This is a genomic window from Streptomyces sp. NBC_00091 (assembly GCF_026343185.1).
GTDB lineage: Bacteria > Actinomycetota > Actinomycetes > Streptomycetales > Streptomycetaceae > Streptomyces.
Genome location: NZ_JAPEMA010000001.1, coordinates 5,248,378 through 5,271,071, shown reverse-complemented (window position 1 = coordinate 5,271,071; position 22,694 = coordinate 5,248,378). Strand labels below are relative to the sequence as shown.

Genomic DNA, 22,694 nt, shown 5'->3' with positions numbered 1-22,694 from the left:
TTCAGAACTAACACAGTGGACGCGAGCAACTGAGGACAAGCCCTCGGCCTATTAGTACCAGTCAGCTCCACCCGTTACCGGGCTTCCACATCTGGCCTATCAACCCAGTCGTCTACTGGGAGCCTTACCCTCTCAAGGAGGTGGGAATACTCATCTTGAAGCAGGCTTCCCGCTTAGATGCTTTCAGCGGTTATCCCTCCCGAACGTAGCCAACCAGCCATGCCCTTGGCAGGACAACTGGCACACCAGAGGTTCGTCCGTCCCGGTCCTCTCGTACTAGGGACAGCCCTTCTCAATATTCCTACGCGCACAGCGGATAGGGACCGAACTGTCTCACGACGTTCTAAACCCAGCTCGCGTACCGCTTTAATGGGCGAACAGCCCAACCCTTGGGACCGACTCCAGCCCCAGGATGCGACGAGCCGACATCGAGGTGCCAAACCATCCCGTCGATATGGACTCTTGGGGAAGATCAGCCTGTTATCCCCGGGGTACCTTTTATCCGTTGAGCGACGGCGCTTCCACAAGCCACCGCCGGATCACTAGTCCCGACTTTCGTCCCTGCTCGACCCGTCGGTCTCACAGTCAAGCTCCCTTGTGCACTTACACTCAACACCTGATTGCCAACCAGGCTGAGGGAACCTTTGGGCGCCTCCGTTACCCTTTGGGAGGCAACCGCCCCAGTTAAACTACCCATCAGACACTGTCCCTGATCCGGATCACGGACCGAGGTTAGACATCCAGCACGACCAGAGTGGTATTTCAACGGCGACTCCACCATGACTGGCGTCACGGCTTCAAAGTCTCCCACCTATCCTACACAAGCCGAACCGAACACCAATATCAAACTGTAGTAAAGGTCCCGGGGTCTTTCCGTCCTGCTGCGCGAAACGAGCATCTTTACTCGTAGTGCAATTTCACCGGGCCTATGGTTGAGACAGTCGAGAAGTCGTTACGCCATTCGTGCAGGTCGGAACTTACCCGACAAGGAATTTCGCTACCTTAGGATGGTTATAGTTACCACCGCCGTTTACTGGCGCTTAAGTTCTCAGCTTCGCAACCCCGAAAGGTCACTAACCGGTCCCCTTAACGTTCCAGCACCGGGCAGGCGTCAGTCCGTATACATCGCCTTACGGCTTCGCACGGACCTGTGTTTTTAGTAAACAGTCGCTTCTCGCTGGTCTCTGCGGCCACCCCCAGCTCAGGAAGCAAGTTCCTTCACCAGTGATGGCCCCCTTCTCCCGAAGTTACGGGGGCATTTTGCCGAGTTCCTTAACCATAGTTCACCCGAACGCCTCGGTATTCTCTACCTGACCACCTGAGTCGGTTTAGGGTACGGGCCGCCATGAAACTCGCTAGAGGCTTTTCTCGACAGCATAGGATCATCCACTTCACCACAATCGGCTCGGCATCAGGTCTCAGCCTTATATGAGGGACGGATTTGCCTACCCCTCGGCCTACACCCTTACCCCGGGACAACCACCGCCCGGGCTGGACTACCTTCCTGCGTCACCCCATCGCTTACCTACTACCACCTTGGATCGCCGGCTCCACCACTTTCCTTTCCCCGAAGGGTCCGGAACGGCTTCACGGGCTTAGCATCAGAGGATTCGATATTGGGCGTTTCAAAGCGGGTACCGGAATATCAACCGGTTGTCCATCGACTACGCCTGTCGGCCTCGCCTTAGGTCCCGACTTACCCTGGGCAGATCAGCTTGACCCAGGAACCCTTAGTCAATCGGCGCACACGTTTCTCACGTGTGTATCGCTACTCATGCCTGCATTCTCACTCGTGAACCGTCCACAACTAGCTTCCGCTGCTGCTTCACCCGGCACACGACGCTCCCCTACCCATCACAGCGGGCGTTGGCCCTATTGCTGCAATGACACGACTTCGGCGGTACGCTTGAGCCCCGCTACATTGTCGGCGCGGAATCACTTGACCAGTGAGCTATTACGCACTCTTTCAAGGGTGGCTGCTTCTAAGCCAACCTCCTGGTTGTCTCTGCGACTCCACATCCTTTCCCACTTAGCGTACGCTTAGGGGCCTTAGTCGATGCTCTGGGCTGTTTCCCTCTCGACCATGGAGCTTATCCCCCACAGTCTCACTGCCGTGCTCTCACTTACCGGCATTCGGAGTTTGGCTAAGGTCAGTAACCCGGTAGGGCCCATCGCCTATCCAGTGCTCTACCTCCGGCAAGAAACACACGACGCTGCACCTAAATGCATTTCGGGGAGAACCAGCTATCACGGAGTTTGATTGGCCTTTCACCCCTAACCACAGGTCATCCCCCAGGTTTTCAACCCTGGTGGGTTCGGTCCTCCACGAAGTCTTACCTCCGCTTCAACCTGCCCATGGCTAGATCACTCCGCTTCGGGTCTAGAGCGTGCAACTCAATCGCCCTATTCGGACTCGCTTTCGCTACGGCTTCCCCACACGGGTTAACCTCGCTACACACCGCTAACTCGCAGGCTCATTCTTCAAAAGGCACGCAGTCACGACCGTTGTTCCGAAGAACAACGGCGACGCTCCCACGGCTTGTAGGCACACGGTTTCAGGTACTATTTCACTCCGCTCCCGCGGTACTTTTCACCATTCCCTCACGGTACTATCCGCTATCGGTCACCAGGGAATATTTAGGCTTAGCGGGTGGTCCCGCCAGATTCACACGGGATTTCTCGGGCCCCGTGCTACTTGGGAGATTCTTAAGCAAGCCGCTGATGTTTCGTCTACGGGGGTCTTACCCTCTACGCCGGACCTTTCGCATGTCCTTCGACTACATCAACGGTTTCTGACTCGCCGACCGGCCGGCAGACCGATCAAAAGAATTCCCACAACCCCGCATGCGCAACCCCTGCCGGGTATCACACGCATACGGTTTGGCCTCATCCGGTTTCGCTCGCCACTACTCCCGGAATCACGGTTGTTTTCTCTTCCTGAGGGTACTGAGATGTTTCACTTCCCCTCGTTCCCTCCACATGCCCTATGTGTTCAGGCATGGGTGACAGCCCATGACGACTGCCGGGTTTCCCCATTCGGACACCCCCGGATCAAAGCTCAGTTGGCAGCTCCCCGGGGCCTATCGCGGCCTCTCACGTCCTTCATCGGTTCCTGGTGCCAAGGCATCCACCGTGCGCCCTTAAAAACTTGGCCACAGATGCTCGCGTCCACTGTGTAGTTCTCAAGCAACGACCAGCCACCCATCACCCCACCAGACAAACTGGTGAGTGCACTGGGGCCGGCATCGCGAAGATAAGACCTTACGGCCGTACCCTCAGATACCCAACAACGTGCCAGGCACGACCCTCCATCAGTGAGTCACTTTCCACGCCGAAGCAGTACTCGTGATCCATCTGGAAGACCGTGCCAAATAATCAACGTTCCACCCATGAGCTGACCGTGCAGAACATTTGTCTGCAATCGGTACTATGCTCCTTAGAAAGGAGGTGATCCAGCCGCACCTTCCGGTACGGCTACCTTGTTACGACTTCGTCCCAATCGCCAGTCCCACCTTCGACAGCTCCCTCCCTTACGGGTTGGGCCACCGGCTTCGGGTGTTACCGACTTTCGTGACGTGACGGGCGGTGTGTACAAGGCCCGGGAACGTATTCACCGCAGCAATGCTGATCTGCGATTACTAGCAACTCCAACTTCATGGGGTCGAGTTGCAGACCCCAATCCGAACTGAGACCGGCTTTTTGAGATTCGCTCCACCTCACGGTATCGCAGCTCATTGTACCGGCCATTGTAGCACGTGTGCAGCCCAAGACATAAGGGGCATGATGACTTGACGTCGTCCCCACCTTCCTCCGAGTTGACCCCGGCGGTCTCCTGTGAGTCCCCATCACCCCGAAGGGCATGCTGGCAACACAGGACAAGGGTTGCGCTCGTTGCGGGACTTAACCCAACATCTCACGACACGAGCTGACGACAGCCATGCACCACCTGTATACCGACCACAAGGGGGGCACTATCTCTAATGCTTTCCGGTATATGTCAAGCCTTGGTAAGGTTCTTCGCGTTGCGTCGAATTAAGCCACATGCTCCGCTGCTTGTGCGGGCCCCCGTCAATTCCTTTGAGTTTTAGCCTTGCGGCCGTACTCCCCAGGCGGGGAACTTAATGCGTTAGCTGCGGCACCGACGACGTGGAATGTCGCCAACACCTAGTTCCCAACGTTTACGGCGTGGACTACCAGGGTATCTAATCCTGTTCGCTCCCCACGCTTTCGCTCCTCAGCGTCAGTAATGGCCCAGAGATCCGCCTTCGCCACCGGTGTTCCTCCTGATATCTGCGCATTTCACCGCTACACCAGGAATTCCGATCTCCCCTACCACACTCTAGCTAGCCCGTATCGAATGCAGACCCGAGGTTAAGCCTCGGGCTTTCACATCCGACGTGACAAGCCGCCTACGAGCTCTTTACGCCCAATAATTCCGGACAACGCTTGCGCCCTACGTATTACCGCGGCTGCTGGCACGTAGTTAGCCGGCGCTTCTTCTGCAGGTACCGTCACTTTCGCTTCTTCCCTGCTGAAAGAGGTTTACAACCCGAAGGCCGTCATCCCTCACGCGGCGTCGCTGCATCAGGCTTTCGCCCATTGTGCAATATTCCCCACTGCTGCCTCCCGTAGGAGTCTGGGCCGTGTCTCAGTCCCAGTGTGGCCGGTCGCCCTCTCAGGCCGGCTACCCGTCGTCGCCTTGGTGGGCCATTACCCCACCAACAAGCTGATAGGCCGCGGGCTCATCCTTCACCGCCGGAGCTTTCAACCCCCGCCCATGCAGGCAGGAGTGGTATCCGGTATTAGACCCCGTTTCCAGGGCTTGTCCCAGAGTGAAGGGCAGATTGCCCACGTGTTACTCACCCGTTCGCCACTAATCCACCCCGAAGGGCTTCATCGTTCGACTTGCATGTGTTAAGCACGCCGCCAGCGTTCGTCCTGAGCCAGGATCAAACTCTCCATGAATGTTTACCGGTAATCCGGTGCACACACACGTTGAGCGGGCACGTCATGTCGGAATAAGACCGACGCGCCACAACGTCCTCGCTGTGTTTGTTGCCTACGAGTGCCCGAAGGCCCCGCAGGTCTTTTTCAAAGGAACCTCATCCACCGGAGTGGACGGGGTATCAACTTCTGGCGTTGATTTTTGGCACGCTGTTGAGTTCTCAAGGAACGGACGCTTCCTTTGTACTCACCCTCAGTAACACTTACTGGGGCTTTCCTCCGGGCTTTCGTTCTGTTCTGTTCTTGCGTTTCCGACTCTATCAGACTCTTTCGTGTCCGATTTCCTCGGCGCCTTCGAGGTTTTGCGCTTTCGCGCTTTCCCTTTCCGGCGGTTCCGACTCTATCAGTGCTTTTCCGTCTCTCCGACCACTCTCCGTTTTGCCGAAAGGGCACGCGGAAAGAAGATCAATGGAGATCGAGATCGTCACTGCTTGAGGAGGAGTCCCGGCCATCGACTGTTCGCGAGATGTTCACGCGGCACGTCCTGGCGGGAGTCACGACAGTACAGGCCCCGTGGGACGCAAGCAAATCGATTCACGCGTATGGTCTAGTCCACCGGTCTAGTCCACTAGTCTCCGTGCCAAAGGGCCAGCCCGGATCGGGACCAACATCGGGCGAACCCGCACAACCCGTGACATATCCTTCTGAAGAGTACGCCGTTCGCGACAGGTAGTGACGGCGGAACCAAGAAGCCCCACCCCTGGGAGGCCCCCATGACCATCGTGACGTCCCCACTTGCCGGGCGCGCCATCGGACTCGCGGCAGTGCCCGATCCGGTGTTCTCCGGCGCGATGGTGGGACCGGGCACCGCTATTGACCCCGTGCGCGAGGCCTCGGAGGCGGTGTCCCCCGTCGACGGTGTGGTCGTCTCCCTGCATCCGCACGCGTACGTGGTCGTCGACGGCGAGGGCCACGGTGTGCTCACCCACCTCGGTATCGACACCGTCCAGCTCAACGGCGAGGGCTTCGAGCTGCTCGTCAACAAGGGCGACACCGTCACCCGCGGTCAGGCCGTCATCCGGTGGAACCCGGCTGCGGTCGAGGAAGCAGGAAAGTCCCCGATCTGTCCGGTCGTGGCGCTCGAGGCGACGGCCGACTCCCTCGGCAGCGTGCTGGAGGACGACGACGTCAAGGCCGGAGACCAGCTCTTCAGCTGGCAGTGATGCCTCCGCCCGCTCGGGCGAGTCGGATATCCATCGCGGCGGCTGGACCCGCCGCTCAATCGGAGACGGTGAAATGGAGACAACGCTGCGAGGCGTCGGCGTGAGCCACGGTGTGGCGATCGGCGAGGTTCGGCACATGGGCACGGCTGTGCTCGAGCCCCCGGCGAGGCAGATCACGGCGGATGAGGCGGAGCGCGAACAGGGGCGCGCCCGTCAGGCCGTGAGTGCTGTGGCAGCCGACCTGATCGCGCGTGGCCAGCTGGCCGGTGGCGAGGCCCAGCACGTGCTCGAGGCTCAGGCGATGATCGCCGAGGACCCCGAGCTGATGGCGGACGTCGACCGGCGGATCGCCGTCGGCAGCACCGCCGAGCGCGGTGTCTACGACGCGTTCGCCGCCTACCGCGACCTGCTCGCGGGAGCCGGCGAGTACATGGCCGGGCGGGTGGCCGACCTGGACGACGTACGGAACCGGATCGTGGCGCGCCTGCTGGGCGTGCCGATGCCGGGCGTGCCGGACAGTGACGAGCCGTACGTGCTGATCGCGCGGGACCTGGCTCCCGCCGACACCGCTCTGCTGGACCCGGCGCTCGTGCTCGGCTTCGTGACCGAGGAGGGCGGGCCGACCAGCCACAGCGCGATCCTGGCGCGGGCGCTGGGTGTGCCGGCCATCGTGGCGCTGCCGGGTGCCGGTGAGATCGCCGAGGGCACGGTCATCGCCGTCGACGGCAGCACCGGTGACCTGTTCGTCGAGCCGACCGCGGAGAAGCGGGCCGAGCTGGAGGCCGCGGCTGCCGAGCGGAAGGCGGCGCTGGCGGCGTCCTCCGGTCCGGGTGCGACCTCCGACGGTCACAAGGTGCCGCTGCTGGCCAACGTGGGCGGGCCGGCGGACGTGCCGGCCGCCGTGGAGGCCGGGGCGGAGGGTGTGGGTCTGTTCCGCACCGAGTTCCTCTTCCTGGACGACAGCAAGAAGGCGCCGTCCGAGGAGAAGCAGATCGAGTCGTACCGCAAGGTGCTCGAAGCGTTCCCCGAGGGGCGTGTCGTCGTGCGTGTGCTGGACGCGGGCGCCGACAAGCCGCTGGACTTCCTGACCCCGGGCGACGAGCCGAACCCTGCGCTGGGCGTACGCGGTCTGCGCACGCTGCTGGACCACCCGGAGGTGCTGCGTACGCAGCTGACCGCGCTGGCCAAGGCCGCCGAGGGGCTGCCGGTCTACCTCGAGGTCATGGCTCCGATGGTGGCCGACCGCAAGGACGCCAAGGCGTTCGCGGACGCCTGCCGGGAGGCCGGTCTGCGGGCGAAGTTCGGGGCGATGGTGGAGATCCCCTCCGCCGCGCTGCGGGCGCGCTCGATCCTGCAGGAGGTCGAGTTCCTGTCGCTGGGTACGAACGACCTCGCGCAGTACGCCTTCGCCGCCGACCGGCAGGTCGGTGCGGTGTCGCGGCTCCAGGACCCGTGGCAGCCCGCGCTGCTCGACCTGATCGCGATGTCGGCGGAGGCCGCCAGGGCTGAGGGCAAGAGCTGCGGTGTCTGTGGTGAGGCCGCTTCGGATCCGCTGCTGGCCTGTGTGCTGACCGGTCTGGGGGTCACCTCCCTGTCGATGGGTGCCGCGTCGATCCCGTACGTGCGGGCGACGCTGGCCAAGTACACGCTGGCGCAGTGCGAGCGCGCGGCCGCGGCCGCGCGTGCGGCGGACAGTGCGGAGGAGGCCCGGGTGGCCGCCCAGGCGGTGCTGTCCGGCGAGTAGCGGGCGGTACGCAGTAGGTAGTCCGAGGGGCCTTCGCCGGTGGCGGGGGCCCCTCGGCCATGCGCGGCCTAGCGGTGGGGACCGGGGACGTCGACCTCGTAGCCGGGGCAGTACTCGACGCCCGGTTCCGGGGCCACGGGGTCGCCGGTGTCGGCGTCCGTGCAGTAGGCGTCGAAGACGGCCGCGGCCGTGAGGGTGACCAGGCGGCCGCGGTCCAGGCGCCAGCCGTGGACCCGGTCGCGGAAGCCCTCGGTGGTGCTGCGCAGGACCAGTCCCCCGGCGCCGCCGAGGGCGAGGCCGGCGGCGAGGACGGTCACGAAGTCGAGGCCGGCCCGGCCCTCGATGCGGGGCCGGGCTCCGGGCTCGGGGGCGGCCTCGGCGTGCAGGACCGCGATGAGCTGCTCGTGCTCGGCGGGGATGCTGCACACGAGGTGGTGGTGTCCGGGGCCGGCGCCCTCGACGAGGCGTTCGACCATGTCGGCGGCCCGTTCGAAGGAGGCCTGGCCGATGTCCTCTCCGCAGTCGGCGCAGGCGCCGACGCCGGCGAGCAGGGCGGTGGCGTACTCCCAGGTGGACTGGCGGACGGCTTCGTCGACGAGGAGCGGTACCAGTTCCTCCACGGGCTGGCCGGCGTAGGGCAGGGTCGTGCCGCAGGCGAGCTCGGCGGTGAAGCGCGTACGGGTCCGGGCGCTGTCCGGGTCGAGATCGTGTTCCGCGCAGAAGTCGGCGTACTCCTCGGGGTCGAAGAGGGCGACGACGGTGTGGATGCCCTGGGCGGCCAGCGAGCGCAGCAGGGCGTCGACCTGGCGGAGGTAGTCGGGGTATTCGTCGTGGTGGTCGAATCCGAAGCTGCGGTAGTCCCGCATGGCCGCGAAGTCCCCGGCGTCGGTGAGGAGGCCGACGGTGCTGGGGACCTCGCGGCGCAGTTCACGGCGGCGGGAGGTGCCGGTCCTTCGTGATGCGGTGCGTGGTGTGTCGGGTGTGGCGTTCATGGTTCCCCCTGAGTGATGCGATGGCTTGCTCACTCACAGTAACCAGGGCCACTGACAGTCACCCCCGGGTGCGGGCCAGCTCCTCGTAGAAGCCGAGCAGGTCCGGGTTGTCGACGGAGCCGGGGTTGACGGCCTTGGCCATCGGGGTGCCCTGGAGGAGCCGCTTGACGGGGACCTCGATGCGCTTGCCGGTCAGGGTGTGCGGGACGGCCGGGATCTCGATGATCTCGTCGGGGACGTGGCGCGGGGAGAGCTGCTCCCGGATGGTGGCGGCGATCTTCTTGCGCAGGGCCTCGTCGAGGGTGGCGCCGGGGGCGAGGTGGACGAAGAGGGGCATCCAGTAGCCGCCGTTCGGCTCCTCCAGGCCGATGACCAGGGATTCCTTGATCTCGGGGAGGCGTTCGACGACCTCGTAGATGTCGGCGGAGCCCATCCGGACGCCCTGCCGGTTGAGGGTGGAGTCGGAGCGGCCGTGGATGACGACGGAGCCGTGGTCGGTGAGGGTGATCCAGTCCCCGTGGCGCCAGGCTCCGGGGAACATCTCGAAGTAGCTGTCGCGGTAGCGGCTGCCGTCGGGGTCGTTCCAGAAGTGGATCGGCATGGAGGGCATGGGGGCCGCGACAACGAGCTCGCCGACCTCGCCGGTGACGGGCTTGCCGGCCGGGTCCCAGGCCTGGAGGTCCGTACCGAGGCAGGCGGCCTGGAGTTCGCCGATGTGGACGGGGAGCGTGGGGACGGCTCCGGCGAAGCAGCTGCACACGTCGGTGCCGCCGCTGACGGAGGCGATCCAGAGGTCTTCGGCGACCTCGTCGTGGAGCCAGCGGAAGCCGTCGGGCGGGAGCGGGGAGCCGGTGGTGGCGACGCACTTGACGGCGGAGAGGTCGAAGTCGCGGGCCGGGTGGACCTCGGCCTTGCGGCAGGCCATGACGTAGGCGGCGGAGGTGCCGTAGAGGGTGGCGCGGGTGCGCTCGGCGATCCGCCACTGGGCGCCGGTGTCGGGGTAGCCGGGGCTGCCGTCGTACAGGACGACGGTGGTGCCGGTGAGCAGGCCGGAGACGAGGAAGTTCCACATCATCCAGCCGGTGGAGGTGTACCAGAAGAACCGGTCCTCGGGGCCGAGGTCGCAGTGCAGGCCGAGCTGCTTGAGGTGTTCGAGGAGGATCCCGCCCTGGGACTGGACGATCGCCTTGGGCGCTCCGGTGGTGCCGGAGGAGTACAGGATCCACAGCGGGTGGTCGAAGGGGACCGGCTCGAAGACGGGCTCGGCGGCGGCGGAGGTCAGGTCCGCCCAGGCGAGGGCGCCCTCGGGGGCCGGGGTGCCGAGGAGCGGGATGTGGACGACGGCGCGCAGGGCGGGGAGTTCGGCGCGCAGTTCGGCGGCGGTCTCGCGGCGGTCGTGTTCCTTGCCGCCGTAGCGGTAGCCGTCGATGGTGAACAGGACCACGGGCTCGACCTGCTGGAAGCGGTCGAGGACGCTGCGGGCGCCGAAGTCGGGGGCGCAGGAGGTCCAGACGGCGCCGACTGCGGCGGTGGCGAGGAGGGCGACGACCGCTTCGGGGATGTTGGGGAGGTAGCCGGCGACCCGGTCGCCGGGGCGTACGCCGAGGGCGCGCAGTTCGGCGGCGAGCGAGCCCACCTGGTGGCGGAGGTCCGCCCAGGTGACGGGGGTGGGCTCGTGGGTCTCGTCGACGTGGAGCAGGGCGGCGTCGGCGGCCCGGGCGGGGTCCTCGGCGGCGCGCAGGGCGTGCTCGGCGTAGTTGAGGGTGGAGCCGGTGAACCAGCGTGCGCCCGGCATGGCGCGGTCGGCGAGGACCTCCTCGTAGGGGGTGGTGAAGCGTACGTCGAACCATTCGGCGACGGCCTGCCAGAAGGTGTCGAGTTCGTCGACGGACCAGCGGTGCAGGGCCGGGTAGCCGCCTTCGGCGGGGGCGTCGAAGCGTTCGGCCGCCCAGGCCTGGAAGGCGGTGACGCGGGCCGCGGCGATCCTGTCGGGGCTCGGGGACCAGAGGGGTTCCGGCTGGGTGGCTGAGGTCATGGGTCGGCTCCCGGTCAAGTCTGCGGCTCGCGCTTCGTGTGCGTACGGCGCCGTCGCGGCGTAGGTGTGCGCGCGGCGGCTCACAGGGACCATGCCATGTGATCGACATCCGCACCAGAGCTGTCCTGGGCCGTGCGGGTTGATCGTTTTCCGGGTGAACGGGAGCTGAACGCCACCCGCGCGGCAGGGGGCCGGTGGCAGGGTGATCGGCATGGACGGTCGTGATCTGGTGCGTGCGGTGAAAGAGATCGGTACGGCGCGCGGGCGGCGGGCCTGGCGCTCGGCGTGGCGCCGCCGGCGTACGGACGCGGAGGGGCTCCCGCGCCGGGGCGCGGAGCGGGCGCGGGTGCCGGGGCTGCTGGCGGGTACGGAGGCCCGGCCGGGCGGGGGCGTGCTGCGGTTCGCGCGCAGTGAGCTGCTGGTACGGGTGACCGTGGGCGGTGCGGTGTTCTGGGGCTGGGACGGGGCGGAGCCGCTGCCGTCGTACGCGGTGGCGGGCAGCGGGCCGCAGCCGGATCCGCGGGCGGTGCTGGAGCCGGACACCGGCGGCGGCTGGCGGGTGGTGTCGGAGCGGGTGACGGTGGCGGTGTCCCGGTACGGGGCGGTGGAGGTGCGGACCCCGGGCGGGGCGGTGCTGCGGCGGGAGCTGCCGCCGCGCTGGTGGGATCCGGTGGACGGCGCCGGGGAAGCGGAGCAGGGGCCGGCGCAGGGCGGTTCGCGGTGGCTCCAGCGGTCGGAGGTGCCGGCGGACGCGCGGTTCTTCGGGCTGGGCGGGCGGGCGCGGGGGCCGCGGCTGCGGGACGGGGAGTACCGGTTGTGGAACACGGACCCGAAGGGCGGGTTCGGGCCGGGCACGGACCCGCTGTACATCACGATGCCGGTGCAGGTGGTGGTCGCCGACGCGGGGACGCACCTGGCCTTCTACGACAACCCGTGGGACGGGCGGGTGGTGCTGCGCGAGGGCGAGGAGGGGGCGGGTTCGGGGGCGGACCGGCCCGGGGCGAGCGAGCTGCGGCTGGAGGGCGGGCCGCCGCGGTGCTGGGTGCTGGTGGGAACGCCGGCGCGGGTGTTGCAGGGGTGGGCGGGGCTGACGGGGGCGGCCGCGGTGCCGCCGGAGTGGGCTCTGGGGTACCAGCACGCGCGCTGGGGGTTCGGGAGCGCGGCGGAGGTCCGGCGGGTGGTGGCCGGGTACGCGGAGCGGGGGCTGGCGCTGTCGGCCGTCCATCTGGACATCGACCACTACGACGCGCACCGGGTGTTCACGGTGGACCGGGAGGCCTTTCCGGATCTGCCGGGGCTGGCGCGGGAGGTGGGGGCGCGGGGGGTGCGGCTGGTGTCGATCGTCGACCCGGCGGTGAAGGCGGGGGACGCGGTGCACGCCTCGGGCCTGGCGGTCGGGGAGCGCGGGGCGTTCGTACGGGACGCGCGGGGGCGGGAGGTGCGGGGCGAGGTCTGGCCGGGCGAGTGCGCGTACCCGGACTTCACCGATCCGGCGGCGCGGGAGTGGTGGGGCGGGCTGTACGAGGAGCGCCTCGCGCAGGGCTTCGCCGGTTTCTGGCACGACATGAACGAGCCGGTGTCGTTCGCGCCGTGGGGGGACGCGACGCTGCCCCGGTCGGCGCGGCACGTGCTGGAGGGGGCGGGCGGGGACCACCGGGCCGGGCACAACGTGTACGGGCTGATGATGGCGCGGGCGGGATGGGAGGGGTTGGTGCGGCTGCGGCCGGCCGAGCGGCCGTTCCTGTTCTCCCGGTCGGGGTGGGCGGGGATGCAGCGGTACGGGGGCACGTGGTCCGGTGACGTGGAGAGCAGCTGGGAGGGGCTGCGGGCCTCGCTGGCGCTGGTGCTGGGGCTCGGGCTGTGCGGGGTGCCGTACTCGGGTCCGGACGTGGGGGGTTTCGGGGGGTCGCCGTCGCCGGAGCTGTACCTGCGGTGGTTGCATCTGGGGGCGTACCTGCCGCTGTTCCGGACGCATTCGGCGATCTGGGCGGGGCGGCGGGAGCCGTGGGAGTTCGGTGCGGAGGTGTCGGAGCGGGCTGCGGCGGTGCTGGCGGAGCGGGAGCGGCTGCGGCCGTACTTCGTGACGCTGGCCCATGTGGCGCGGCGGACGGGGGCGCCGTACGTGCGGCCGCTGTGGTGGGGGGCGCCGGAGGACCGGCGGCTGCGGGACTGCGAGGACGCGTTCCTGCTGGGGGACGCGCTGCTGGTGGCACCGGTGCTGGAGTGCGGGGCGGACCGGCGGGCGGTGCGGCTGCCGCGGGGGCGCTGGTACGACACGGCCACGGGGGCGGCGTACGAGGGGCCCGGGCAGGTGCTGTTCGAGGCCCCGCCGGGGCGGATGCCGGTGCTGGCGCGGGCGGGGGCGGTGCTGCCGGTGCGGCGGGGGGACGGGTCGGTGGGCCTGGAGGCGTGGGCTCCGGCGCGGGGGCGGACGGGCGGCGGGGTGGTGGTGCGGGATCCGGGGCCGGGGTTCGAGGCGGGAGAGGTGGAGCGGTACACCGTGCGGTGGGCCGGGGAGGCGGTGGTGGTGGAGGACGAGGCGGGGGGTGTGGTGAGCGGGGTGGAGGTGCGGGGGGTGTAGGGGTTGTAGGGGTTGGGGGGTGTGGGGCTGGGGTGTGGGGCCGGGGGTGTGGGGCTGGGGCGTATGGCGCGCGTGTAGGGGGGCCGGGGACCCTGCGGGGTGGCGGCGGGTCTGCCGCCGGTCCGATCGAAGCGGGGAGTTGTGATGGTCTTGGCGAGCCCGGCGCGGGCGTACGCGCCGTACCGGCTGGTGCTGAGCCGGCGGGTGCTGGGCAGGGTGCGGCAGTGGGACCGGGCGCCGGGTGCCGAGGTCGTGGGGGCGTGGCAGCTGCTCACGGTGTGGGCCCTGCTGCTGGTGACCGGGGCGGTTCCGGCCGGGGCCCCCGTGGAGCTGGGGGTGTCCGCGGTGGCGCTGGCCGCGGCGGGGTACCTGCACGGGCTGCTGCTGGTCAAGCCCCTTGCGGCGCTGGGCCGGTGGACCGCGCGGCTGAGCGCTTGGCCGGGGCCGGTCGCGGTGGGGGTGCTGGTGGCGGCGGGGTCGGTGCCGGCGGCCGTGGTCGTGCGGTGGTGGCTGGAGGCGGGCGTGCCGGGGGGTGTGCCGGGGGCGGGCGTGCCGGGCTTGGGGCCGGTGTGGGCCGGGTGTGCGGCGAGTGTGGTGCTGCCGTTGGTGGTGGGGGCGGTGTTGCGGGCGCGGGCGGTGCGGGTGCCGGTGGGGGCGTTGTGGGTGCGGTGTGCGGGGGTTGCCGGGGCGGCGGTGGGGGTGGTGGCGCTGGCCGCGGTGGTCGTGGAGCTGCCGGTGTAGCCCCGGCGGTGGGGTGGTGGGGGTGGTGCGGCGGGGGTGCCGCTGCGCGGGGCTGGTCCCCTACCCGCCCTTCGCCCGTTCCCCGGGCGCTGCCCGGACCCGCGCCTCAAGCGCCGGCGGGGCTGAAGGACCCTGGGGGCTCCGCCCCCAGACCCCCGCGCCTCAAACGCCGGCGAGGCTGGATTTTCCCGGCGGGGCTGGGAGGTGCCCCCGGGCGAGGCTGGATCTTCCCCGGGCGGGGTTCGTTACTGCTTGTAGTGGCCCTTGAACCAGGCGGCTGTGGCCTGGGTGTGGAGGGGGAAGGCCAGTTCCGTCGGGGTGTGGAGGATGTGCCAGCCCGTCGTCTCGTCCGTGGGGGTGGAGGGCGGGAGGGTGGATGCCTGGCGGGGTGGCAGGAGGCCGAAGACGAGCAGGTGGCCCGCCGGGGAGCTGAGGACGTCGGCGAGGGCCACCTCGGAGGCGGGGGCTTCGATGCCGGTCTCCTCGCGGAGTTCGCGGACCACGGCCGCGCGCCAGTCCTCGCCGAAGTCCACGAACCCGCCGGGCAGGGCGATACCGCCCCGGGCCGGTTCGATGGTCCGGGTGATGACCACCAGGCCCGTGCCGGCGGCGTCCTCGACCGGGAGCAGGGCCACGGCCACCGGGAGCGGATTGCGGTAGGCCACGGCGCCGCACGTGGCGCACGTACGGGGCCAGGAGGCGGTGTCGAACAGAGCTCCGCAGGTGGAGCAGTGCGAGTCCCTCAGCTGTGCCGGCATGCGGCGATGGTATGCCAAGGGGCATGAGGATGCTGGTGGTTGCGGCGGTGCTGGCGGTGTTCCCGGGCGCTTCGGCGTCGACGGCGGCGCCCGGGTTCGTGGCGTTGCGGGATGTGGATCCGAGCATCGTGGAGGACATGCGGTACGCGGGCCCGCGGAACTTCACCGGTGCGGTGGTGGACGGGTACGAGGAGCCGGTCTGCCTGTTGGCCCGGCCGGCGGCGCAGGCGTTGCGGCGGGCGCAGCGGGAGCTGCTGCGGTCGGGGTTCTCGCTGAAGGTGTACGACTGCTACCGGCCGCAGCGTGCCGTGGACCGGTTCGTGCGGTGGGCCGGGGACGCGGGCGACCAGTCGACGAAGGCGGAGTACTACCCGGAGGTCGACAAGGACCGGCTGATCCCGGAGGGCTACATCGCGGCGAAGTCCTCGCACAGCCGCGGGAGCACGGTCGACGTGACCCTGGTGGCGCTGCCCGCGCGGCGGGAGCTGGACATGGGGACCGCGTTCGACTTCTTCGGAACGCGGTCCCATACGGACGATCCGCGGGTGTCGGGGGCCACGCGGGAGAACCGGCTGCTGCTGAGGCGGGTCCTCGGGGCGCAGGGGTTCGTGAACCTGCCCCAGGAGTGGTGGCACTTCACCCTGCGGCCGGAGGCGTTCCCGGACACCGCTTTCGATTTCCCGGTGGCCGTCGCGGTGGGGCGGCCCTCCGTGGGAGACTTCTGACGCTTCGTCAGATCACGCTTCTGGGAGGGGTCTTGGCACTCACACGCATACCCGTGGTGCGCGGGTGGTTCACCGAGGCGGACGCGGAGGGCGGCTTCCGGCTGCTCGGGACCCGGTGTTCCGCCTGCGCAGCGGTGTTCTTCCCGCGCGAGGACGCGTACTGCCGCAATCCGCACTGCCCCGGCGGTGGCGAGCTCGCCGAGGTGCCGCTCTCCCCCCGCGGGCGGGTGTGGTCCTTCACCGACGGGCGGTACCGGCCGCCCGCGCCGTACGTGTCCGACCCGGACCTGCCCTGGGAGCCGTACACCCTGGTCGCGGTGGAGCTGGAGGCCGAGGGGATGGTCGTGCTCGGGCAGGCGGCGCCCGGGGTGACGGTGGCCGACCTGGCGGTCGGCATGGAGGTGGAGGTGGTCGGCGGGGTGCTGGACGAGGACGCGGGAACCATCTGGACCACCTGGCAGTTCAAGCCGGTGGGAGGGACGGCGTGAGCGCGGACGTCGCCGTGCTGGGGGCCGGCATGCACCCGTGGGGCAAGTGGGGCCGCAGCTTCGTCGAGTACGGGCGGGCCGCCGCCCGGGCCGCGCTCGCGGATGCCGGGCTGGAGTGGACCGACGTCCAGTCCGTCGTCGGCGCCGACACCGTGCGCGGCGGTTACCCGGGCTATGTCGCCGGGGCCACCTTCGCGCGGGCGCTGGGCTGGCAGGGCGCCCGGGTGACCAGTGTGTACGCGGCCTGCGCCTCCGGGGCCCAGGCCATCGGGGCGGCCCGGGCGCAGATCCTCGCCGGGCTGGCGGACGTGGTGCTGGTGGTGGGCGCCGACGCCGCGCCGAAGGGGTTCTTCGCCCCGGCCGGGGGCGACCGGCCGGACGATCCCGACTGGCTGCGGTTCCGGATCCTGGGGGCCACCAACCCGGCGTACTTCGCGCTGTACGCCCGCCGCCGGATGGCTCTGCACGGGGACACCGCCGAGGACTTCGCGCTGGTCAAGGTGAAGAACGCGGCGGCCGGGGCGCACAACCCGAACGCCCGCTACCGCAAGGCGGTGACCGCCGAGGAGGTCGCGGCCTCGGCGGTGGTGGCCGATCCGCTGCGGCTGCTGGACATCTGCGCCACCTCCGACGGGGGCGCGGCGCTGGTGCTGAGCAGCATGGACTTCGCGCGGGCGCGCGGGGTGGGCGACCCGGTGCGGATCCGGGCGGTGTCGACGGTGACGCCCACCTATCCGCGTACGGTGCTGGACCTGCCGGACATCGCGACCGACTCGGCGGCCGCCGTACGGCCCGCGGCCGGCTCCTTCCGGGCCTCGATCGCCCGCGCCGCGTACGAGGAGGCGGGGCTGGGGCCGCAGGACCTCTCGCTCGCCGAGGTGTACGACCTGTCCACCGCGCTGGAGCTGGAGTGGTACGAGGACATCGGGCTGTGCGGTGAGGGCGAGGGGGCCAAGCTGGTACGGGAGGGGGCGACGGCGCTCGGCGGGCGGGTGCCGGTCAACGCGAGCGGCGGGCTGGCCTCCTTCGGGGAGGCGGTGCCGGCTCAGGCCATCGCCCAGGTGTGCGAGCTGACCTGGCAGCTGCGGGGTACGGCGGGGGCGCGCCAGGTGCCGGGGGCGCGGGCCGGGATCACCGCGAACCAGGGGCTGTTCGGGCACGGATCGGCCGTGGTGGCGGTGCGGTGATCGCCGCGGACAGGAGCTGTTGTCAGGGCGCTTGACGGCCCCCGGTGGCGGGTTCACACTCTCCCCACAGTCCCGCGCGGCGACCGGGACCCCGTGTCCCCCCATGAGAGCTGCGGCCCGTACCCCAGTCGGCGGGGGTACGGGCCGCCTCCACGTGCTGCCCGCGTCTCGGGTCAGGACGGCGTCCTCAGGACCAGGCGTCCTCAGGACGAGGCGCTCAGGCTCCGGCGGCGGGCCCGCGCGAGCGACATGGCGTGTTCCACGACTCCCACCAGGACGTCCTTGACGGACTCCCGGTCCCGGGCGTCGCAGAGCAGCACGGGCACCTCGGGGTCGAGGTCGAGCGCCTCGCGCACGGTCACCACCGGGTGGCGGTCGGCCCCGTCGAAGCAGTTGACCGCGACGAGGAAGGGGATGCCGCGCCGTTCGAAGTAGTCGATGGCGGCGAAGCAGTCGGCGAGGCGGCGGGTGTCGGCCAGTACGACGGCGCCGAGGGAGCCCTGGGCCAGCTCGTCCCACAGGAACCAGAAGCGGTCCTGTCCGGGCGTGCCGAAGAGGTAGAGCACCAGGTCCTCGCGGAGGGTGATGCGGCCGAAGTCCATGGCCACGGTGGTGGTGCTCTTGCCCTCAACTCCCCCGGTGTCGTCTATGCCGACGCCCGGTTCGGAGAGCTGTTCCTCCGTCCGCAGCGGGCGGATCTCGCTGATCGCACTGACCAGGGTGGTCTTGCCCACCCCGAAACCGCCCGCGACCAGGATCTTCAGGGTCAGCGGCTCGACCGGCGAGACGGCATGCATCGCGCCGGTGCGGCTAGAGCGCCCGAAGGCCATCGATCACCTCACGCAGAATGGATTCATCGGGCAGTTCGGCCGGCGGTACCGGCCTGGTCACGTGGACCAGTTCCCCGTCGACTAGGTCGCCGATCAGGACCCGGACCACGCCGATGGCGAGGTCGAGGTCCGCGGCGAGTTCCGCGACCGACTGGGGGCGCTCCCGGCACAGCCCGAGGATGTGGGCGTGTTCCGGGGACAGGGTCATGTCCCAGACCGGATCGTCGGCCGCCGGTTCGGCGACGACGAGGGCGATCAGGTCGAGGCGGTGCTGGGCGGCGTGGCTGGTCCGGCCACGGGTCATCGCGTAGGGACGTACGACGGGACCCGCGTCGTCGTCGAACCAGTGGCCGGCCTCGGGCGTCGGACGGGCGGTCGGGGGGTGGTCCTGGCCTGGATCGCTCATGCCGTCCGACTCACCCTCCGGCTGGCAGCCCGGTGCGCGGGGCGGTCGCCAGGTGGTCGCCTACGCGCTTGACCATGAGCGTCATCTCGTACGCGACCTGGCCGACGTCGGAGTCGGAGTCGGAGAGCACGGCCAGGCAGCTGCCGTCGCCCGCGGCCATGACGAAGAGGAAGGCCTCGTCGAGTTCGACCACCGTCTGGCGGACCCGGCCGGAGTCGAAGTGGCGGCCGACGCCCTTGGCCAGGCTGTGGAAGCCGGAGGCCACGGCGGCCAGGTGCTCGCTGTCCTCCCGGGTCAGGTCCTTGGAGCTGCCCGTCGGCAGGCCGTCGCCGGAGAGGACCACCGCCTTGCGGATGCTGCCGACCTTGTCGACGAGTTCGTCGAGGAGCCAGTTGAGCGGGCCGGAGCCGCGGCCCCTGGTGTCGTTTGCGGTCTGCGGTGCGGTCATCGACCGTCCCCTTCGTTCTCGTGCGCGGGACCGGCGCCGGAGCGGCCGGCCTCGGTCTCGGACTGCTGCTGTGCGTGCTGGTTGCGGCCCGCCGTCCAGCCTCGCTGGAGGGCGGACATCCGTGTCCGTACGTCCTCCGCGTCCCGGTCGGTCACCGGGTCCGCAGGGGCCTGCGCCGCGGCGGGAGCCGGGGCGTTCTTGAGCTGGGGTGCGAGGCTCGCCTGGCGGACCCGGCGGGGCAGGCCGCCCGGGCCGGGCTCGGGGCGGGGCTCGTCGGGGGCCGTCTGCGGCTGTGCCGGGGCCTTCGCGGCGGCCGGGCGGGGCTCCACGCGGCGGCCGTGCTCGGCGACCAGGGTCGGGGTGGGGCGCCGCCGGGGCAGCGGGACGGCTCCGGGGGCGCGGGGGCCGTCGGGGCGCGGCGCGTCGGGCCGCGGTGCGTCGGGGCGGTGGCGCTCCGCGCGGACCGGGCCGGTGGGGGCCAGGGGCTCCCGTTCGCGGTCCCGGTCGCGCTTCCACGGGCCGCGCTCGGAACTGCGCTCGCCGTGCGGGCGGGCGCCCTGGAGCCGGTCGGCGGGGGCGGTGCCGAGCAGGGCGCTGCGCGGGATGCCGCCGGGCGGGGTCTCGTCGTCGAGGGTGGCCATGGGCGGGCGGCCGCCGACTCCGGTGAGGCCGGCGATGCCGGTGGCCACCTCGTCGAGGCCGGCCTGGTCCTCGAGACCGTCCAGGCCGTCCAGGCCCAGGAGGCCGAGGGGGCCCTCCAGCTCGACCGGGCCGTTCAGTACGCCGGCGGGCAGCGGGCGGGCCGACGGCGCGCGGTCGATGGCGGTGGGTCCGGGACGCGCGGAGCTCTTGGCGCCGGGGGCGGTGACCGCCTTGACCCCCTTCACGCCGTCGAGGCGGATGCCGGCGCCGTTGGTGTCGGGGGCCTCGGTGAGGAGGTCGGCGGGGAGGAAGACCACCGCGGTGGTGCCCCCGTAGGGGCTGGTCTGGAGGACGACCTTGACGCCGTGGCGGCGCGCGAGGCGGCTGACCACGAAGAGGCCGAGGCGGTCGGTGTCGGAGAGCTCGAACTCGGGGGTCTCGGCGAGCCGGAGGTTGGCGTCGAGGAGCGCCTCGGGGTTCATGCCGAGGCCGCGGTCGTGGATCTCCAGGGTGAAGCCGTTGGCGACGCGTTCGCCGAGGACCTGGACGGCGGTGTGCGGGGGCGAGAACACCGTGGCGTTCTCGAGGAGTTCGGCGACGAGGTGGGTGACGTCGGCGACGGCCGGGCCCTCGATGCCGATGCGGGGCAGGCGCCGCACCTCGATGCGCTCGTAGTCCTCGACCTCGGCCACGGCGGCCCGTACGACGTCCATCAGCTGGACGGGCTTGCGCCACTGGCGGGAGGGCGCGGCGCCGGAGAGGATCACCAGGCCTTCGGCGTGGCGGCGCATGCGGGTGGTCATGTGGTCGAGGCGGAACAGGTCGGCGAGTTCCTCGGTGTCCTCGGTGCGCCGTTCCATGGTGTCGAGCAGGGTCAGCTGGCGGTGCAGCAGCACCTGGTTGCGGCGGGCCAGGTTGACGAACACTTCGGAAACACCGCGCCGCAGCTCGGCCTGCTTGACGGCGGCCTCGACGGCGGCGCGCTGGAGGCTGTTGAGGGCCAGGCCGACCTGGCCGACCTCGTCCTTCTCGAACTCCAGGCGGGGCGCCTCGGTCTCCACGTCGACGGTCTCGCCGGCGGCGAGGCGGCGCATCACGCTGGGCAGCCGGACGCCGGAGGCCTCGTGGGCCTCCTTGCGGAGCCGGGACAGGTCGCGGATCAGGTCGCGGCCGATGCGGACGGACATCAGGAGGGAGACGGCGAGGGCGATGAAGCCGAGGACGCCGGCGACGGCGGCCTGGACGAGGACGCCGATCGCGACCGGCTCGACGCGCTTTTGGTAGCGGTCGCCCGCGGCGGTGCCCATGGTGGCGAGGTCGCCGAGGACCTTGTTCGCGGCCTCGTCCCACTGGGCGGCGGTGACGCGCGGGTTCTTGACCGCGCCGCCGGCGACGAATCGTTCCTCCGCGTCGCGCAGCCCCTTGGTCTGGGCGCCGTTCCAGTACTGCTCGAAGAGCTTGCGCTCGTCGGCCGGGAGGATCGCGAGGTTGAGCTCGTACAGCAGGGCGCGGTTGGCGGCGAAGTTGGAGACGTGGCGGACGTCGGCGGCGGCGACGTTGCCGGCGGCGAGGGCGGAGGCGATGACCGCGTCCTCGCGGGAGAGGGTCTCGCGGGCTCGGGTGATGCCGACGAGGGCGCGGCCCTGCTTGTCCATCTCCACGTTCTCGAGGGCGTGGAGGTTCATCAGGAACTCGTAGCAGGGGTCGACGAGCCGGCTGTAGAGGTCCAGGGCCTGGCTGGGGTCGAGGGCGCCCGCGTCGACGGAGCGGCGCAGCGCGGTGATGCCCTGGAGGGCTTCGAGGATCGACCGCAGGCGCTGCCTGGCCTGGGGGCTGAGCTCTTCGACCACCTCGGGGTCGAGGGCGTTCGCCGTGATGGAGCGGACCATCGCGTCGGTGGCGCCGCGGCTGCGGGCGAGTTCGGCGGTTGCGGCGGACTCGCGGGGGTCGCCGAGGACGACCAGGGTCTGGCGGCGTTCCTTCTGGACGACGCGGACCACGTCCTCCATCGGGTAGCCGACCTTCTTGATGACGTACGCGACGTCGAGCAGCTGCACGGCCTGCCGGCCGGTGATCACCGTCGAAAAGCCCCAGAGGGCGGTCAGGGAGACGAGCGGCACCAGGAGCAACGCCACGATCTTCCGGCGGATGGACTTCCCGCGAAAGCGCATGGCCTCCCCAGCCTCCCCCAGCTCAACCCCGTGGTCAGGGGTCGGTGTTCCGTCATTTAAACGGCGTGAGCCTACTACTGCCACGGAGCGGCTTCGCAGGCGTGTCCGGACGTTTTCGGCCTGACCCCTGGACGAAGATCACCAGTTGTCCGATACTTCCGGTCAAGTCCGGCCCGATATGTGGCAGATGACACTTGGTGGGGCGTCAGTTCCGGTGTTCGGATGGATGGCTGGAATTCTGCCTTCCGGGTCCGGTATACGGGAATCTCCGGGCGCTCCCGATCGTCTGACAGGTGGGGCGGTGCGGGGCGTCGGGCGCGGGCTTGGCGGGCCGCGGGGTGGGAAGTGAGCGGACCATGAGGATGTACCAAGAGGACGGCTCGGCGGCCGAGGCTCCGGGGCGGGGGCTGTGGGTGGAGGAGCCCGCCAGGCGGCGGCGCATGCCGGATCCGGTGCGGGCGTCGGCGGTGCGGGCGGTGCTGATCGTGGCGGTGACCCTGACCGAGGCCACGATCACCTTCTTCCTCGCGCTGACCGGGTTCTGGCTGGCGTTCCCGATGGTGCTCGTCGGGATAGCGGGGACGGTGGTGGCCACGTGGGCGGTGCTGGACGTGTGGATCACCCGGCAGATGTGGAACCAGCGGCACGGGGTCCTGTCCGGGCCGAGCAGCGCGGCCCGGGACCCCTGGCCGGGACGGATACCGGGCAACGAGGGCCGCCTCACGGCCCCTCCCCTGGCCGGGGGCGTGCCGGCCAGCCGCCGTACGGCGCGCTGACCG

The 22,694-nt window shown here is 69.7% G+C and carries 15 protein-coding genes and 2 rRNA genes; 8 read left to right on the top strand and 9 right to left on the bottom strand.

From position 1 onward, the window contains the following. Nucleotides 1-31: 31 nt before the first annotated feature. Nucleotides 32-3,154, bottom strand: a 23S ribosomal RNA gene (locus OOK34_RS24315). Nucleotides 3,155-3,440: 286 nt separating this feature from the next. Continuing rightward, nucleotides 3,441-4,965: ribosomal RNA gene (locus OOK34_RS24310) — 16S ribosomal RNA — on the bottom strand. The 16S and 23S rRNA genes sit together here, the layout of an rRNA operon. Before the next feature lie 752 nt (nucleotides 4,966-5,717). On the opposite strand from OOK34_RS24310, the gene OOK34_RS24305 reads away from it, so the two are divergent. Both OOK34_RS24305 and ptsP read left to right on the top strand, forming a co-directional pair. Further along, nucleotides 5,718-6,167 (top strand): PTS glucose transporter subunit IIA, encoded by a 450-nt coding sequence (locus tag OOK34_RS24305; protein ID WP_267035970.1) that lies wholly within the window; start codon nucleotides 5,718-5,720, stop codon nucleotides 6,165-6,167. A gap of 73 nt (nucleotides 6,168-6,240) precedes the next feature. Beyond that, the gene (ptsP, locus tag OOK34_RS24300; protein WP_267035969.1) at nucleotides 6,241-7,911 is read left to right on the top strand and encodes a phosphoenolpyruvate--protein phosphotransferase; all 1,671 of its coding nucleotides are present in this window, start codon (nucleotides 6,241-6,243) and stop codon (nucleotides 7,909-7,911) included. Between the two features lie 68 nt (nucleotides 7,912-7,979). Here ptsP and OOK34_RS24295 read toward each other — a convergent pair whose 3' ends face one another. Continuing rightward, the gene (locus OOK34_RS24295) at nucleotides 7,980-8,903 is read right to left on the bottom strand and encodes a hypothetical protein (RefSeq protein WP_267035968.1); all 924 of its coding nucleotides are present in this window, start codon (nucleotides 8,901-8,903) and stop codon (nucleotides 7,980-7,982) included. Nucleotides 8,904-8,961: 58 nt separating this feature from the next. After that, on the bottom strand, nucleotides 8,962-10,938 hold the full coding sequence (locus tag OOK34_RS24290; RefSeq protein WP_267035967.1) for an acetoacetate--CoA ligase: 1,977 nt from the start codon (nucleotides 10,936-10,938) through the stop codon (nucleotides 8,962-8,964). A gap of 211 nt (nucleotides 10,939-11,149) precedes the next feature. On the opposite strand from OOK34_RS24290, the gene OOK34_RS24285 reads away from it, so the two are divergent. Then, nucleotides 11,150-13,519 carry a glycoside hydrolase family 31 protein gene (locus OOK34_RS24285; RefSeq protein WP_267035966.1) on the top strand — a complete coding sequence of 790 codons (2,370 nt, stop codon included), beginning with the start codon at nucleotides 11,150-11,152 and terminating at the stop codon, nucleotides 13,517-13,519. Between the two features lie 144 nt (nucleotides 13,520-13,663). Beyond that, nucleotides 13,664-14,260: a hypothetical protein gene (locus OOK34_RS24280; RefSeq protein WP_267035965.1), complete on the top strand. Its 597-nt coding sequence runs from the start codon at nucleotides 13,664-13,666 to the stop codon at nucleotides 14,258-14,260. 245 nt (nucleotides 14,261-14,505) lie between these two features. Here the strand turns inward: OOK34_RS24280 and OOK34_RS24275 are convergent, their stop codons facing one another. Beyond that, nucleotides 14,506-15,018, bottom strand: coding sequence for an NUDIX domain-containing protein (locus tag OOK34_RS24275; protein ID WP_267035964.1), 513 nt, complete (start codon nucleotides 15,016-15,018; stop codon nucleotides 14,506-14,508). A gap of 23 nt (nucleotides 15,019-15,041) precedes the next feature. On the opposite strand from OOK34_RS24275, the gene OOK34_RS24270 reads away from it, so the two are divergent. From OOK34_RS24270 to OOK34_RS24260, 3 genes are read left to right on the top strand one after another with little or no spacing between them, the layout of a single operon-like run. Continuing rightward, nucleotides 15,042-15,743 (top strand): M15 family metallopeptidase, encoded by a 702-nt coding sequence (locus tag OOK34_RS24270; protein ID WP_267035963.1) that lies wholly within the window; start codon nucleotides 15,042-15,044, stop codon nucleotides 15,741-15,743. Between the two features lie 53 nt (nucleotides 15,744-15,796). Further along, nucleotides 15,797-16,231 carry a Zn-ribbon domain-containing OB-fold protein gene (locus OOK34_RS24265; protein WP_267036889.1) on the top strand — a complete coding sequence of 145 codons (435 nt, stop codon included), beginning with the start codon at nucleotides 15,797-15,799 and terminating at the stop codon, nucleotides 16,229-16,231. Further along, a complete protein-coding gene (locus tag OOK34_RS24260) occupies nucleotides 16,228-17,418 on the top strand; it encodes a lipid-transfer protein (protein WP_267035962.1) in 1,191 nt (396 codons plus the stop codon). The genes OOK34_RS24265 and OOK34_RS24260 overlap by 4 nt, the downstream gene beginning before the upstream one ends. 203 nt (nucleotides 17,419-17,621) lie before the next feature. On the opposite strand, the gene OOK34_RS24255 is transcribed toward OOK34_RS24260, so the two are convergent. From OOK34_RS24255 to OOK34_RS24240, 4 genes are read right to left on the bottom strand one after another with little or no spacing between them, the layout of a single operon-like run. Continuing rightward, nucleotides 17,622-18,248: an ATP/GTP-binding protein gene (locus tag OOK34_RS24255; protein ID WP_267035961.1), complete on the bottom strand. Its 627-nt coding sequence runs from the start codon at nucleotides 18,246-18,248 to the stop codon at nucleotides 17,622-17,624. Continuing rightward, the gene (locus OOK34_RS24250; RefSeq protein WP_267035960.1) at nucleotides 18,229-18,654 is read right to left on the bottom strand and encodes a DUF742 domain-containing protein; all 426 of its coding nucleotides are present in this window, start codon (nucleotides 18,652-18,654) and stop codon (nucleotides 18,229-18,231) included. The genes OOK34_RS24255 and OOK34_RS24250 overlap by 20 nt, the downstream gene beginning before the upstream one ends. Before the next feature lie 10 nt (nucleotides 18,655-18,664). Continuing rightward, nucleotides 18,665-19,102 (bottom strand): roadblock/LC7 domain-containing protein, encoded by a 438-nt coding sequence (locus OOK34_RS24245; protein ID WP_267035959.1) that lies wholly within the window; start codon nucleotides 19,100-19,102, stop codon nucleotides 18,665-18,667. Continuing rightward, nucleotides 19,099-21,915 (bottom strand): nitrate- and nitrite sensing domain-containing protein, encoded by a 2,817-nt coding sequence (locus OOK34_RS24240; RefSeq protein ID WP_267035958.1) that lies wholly within the window; start codon nucleotides 21,913-21,915, stop codon nucleotides 19,099-19,101. The genes OOK34_RS24245 and OOK34_RS24240 overlap by 4 nt, the downstream gene beginning before the upstream one ends. Nucleotides 21,916-22,271: 356 nt before the next feature. On the opposite strand from OOK34_RS24240, the gene OOK34_RS24235 reads away from it, so the two are divergent. Continuing rightward, nucleotides 22,272-22,691 (top strand): hypothetical protein, encoded by a 420-nt coding sequence (locus tag OOK34_RS24235; protein WP_267035957.1) that lies wholly within the window; start codon nucleotides 22,272-22,274, stop codon nucleotides 22,689-22,691. Nucleotides 22,692-22,694: the final 3 nt, after the last annotated feature.

Coding starts and splice junctions, on each gene's coding strand:
- OOK34_RS24305 (WP_267035970.1), top strand. CDS start 5,718: ATGACCATCGTGACGTCCCCACTTGCCGGGCGCGCCATCGGACTCGCG.
- ptsP (WP_267035969.1), top strand. CDS start 6,241: ATGGAGACAACGCTGCGAGGCGTCGGCGTGAGCCACGGTGTGGCGATC.
- OOK34_RS24295 (WP_267035968.1), bottom strand. CDS start 8,903: ATGAACGCCACACCCGACACACCACGCACCGCATCACGAAGGACCGGC.
- OOK34_RS24290 (WP_267035967.1), bottom strand. CDS start 10,938: ATGACCTCAGCCACCCAGCCGGAACCCCTCTGGTCCCCGAGCCCCGAC.
- OOK34_RS24285 (WP_267035966.1), top strand. CDS start 11,150: ATGGACGGTCGTGATCTGGTGCGTGCGGTGAAAGAGATCGGTACGGCG.
- OOK34_RS24280 (WP_267035965.1), top strand. CDS start 13,664: ATGGTCTTGGCGAGCCCGGCGCGGGCGTACGCGCCGTACCGGCTGGTG.
- OOK34_RS24275 (WP_267035964.1), bottom strand. CDS start 15,018: ATGCCGGCACAGCTGAGGGACTCGCACTGCTCCACCTGCGGAGCTCTG.
- OOK34_RS24270 (WP_267035963.1), top strand. CDS start 15,042: ATGAGGATGCTGGTGGTTGCGGCGGTGCTGGCGGTGTTCCCGGGCGCT.
- OOK34_RS24255 (WP_267035961.1), bottom strand. CDS start 18,248: ATGGCCTTCGGGCGCTCTAGCCGCACCGGCGCGATGCATGCCGTCTCG.
- OOK34_RS24250 (WP_267035960.1), bottom strand. CDS start 18,654: ATGAGCGATCCAGGCCAGGACCACCCCCCGACCGCCCGTCCGACGCCC.
- OOK34_RS24245 (WP_267035959.1), bottom strand. CDS start 19,102: ATGACCGCACCGCAGACCGCAAACGACACCAGGGGCCGCGGCTCCGGC.
- OOK34_RS24240 (WP_267035958.1), bottom strand. CDS start 21,915: ATGCGCTTTCGCGGGAAGTCCATCCGCCGGAAGATCGTGGCGTTGCTC.
- OOK34_RS24235 (WP_267035957.1), top strand. CDS start 22,272: ATGAGGATGTACCAAGAGGACGGCTCGGCGGCCGAGGCTCCGGGGCGG.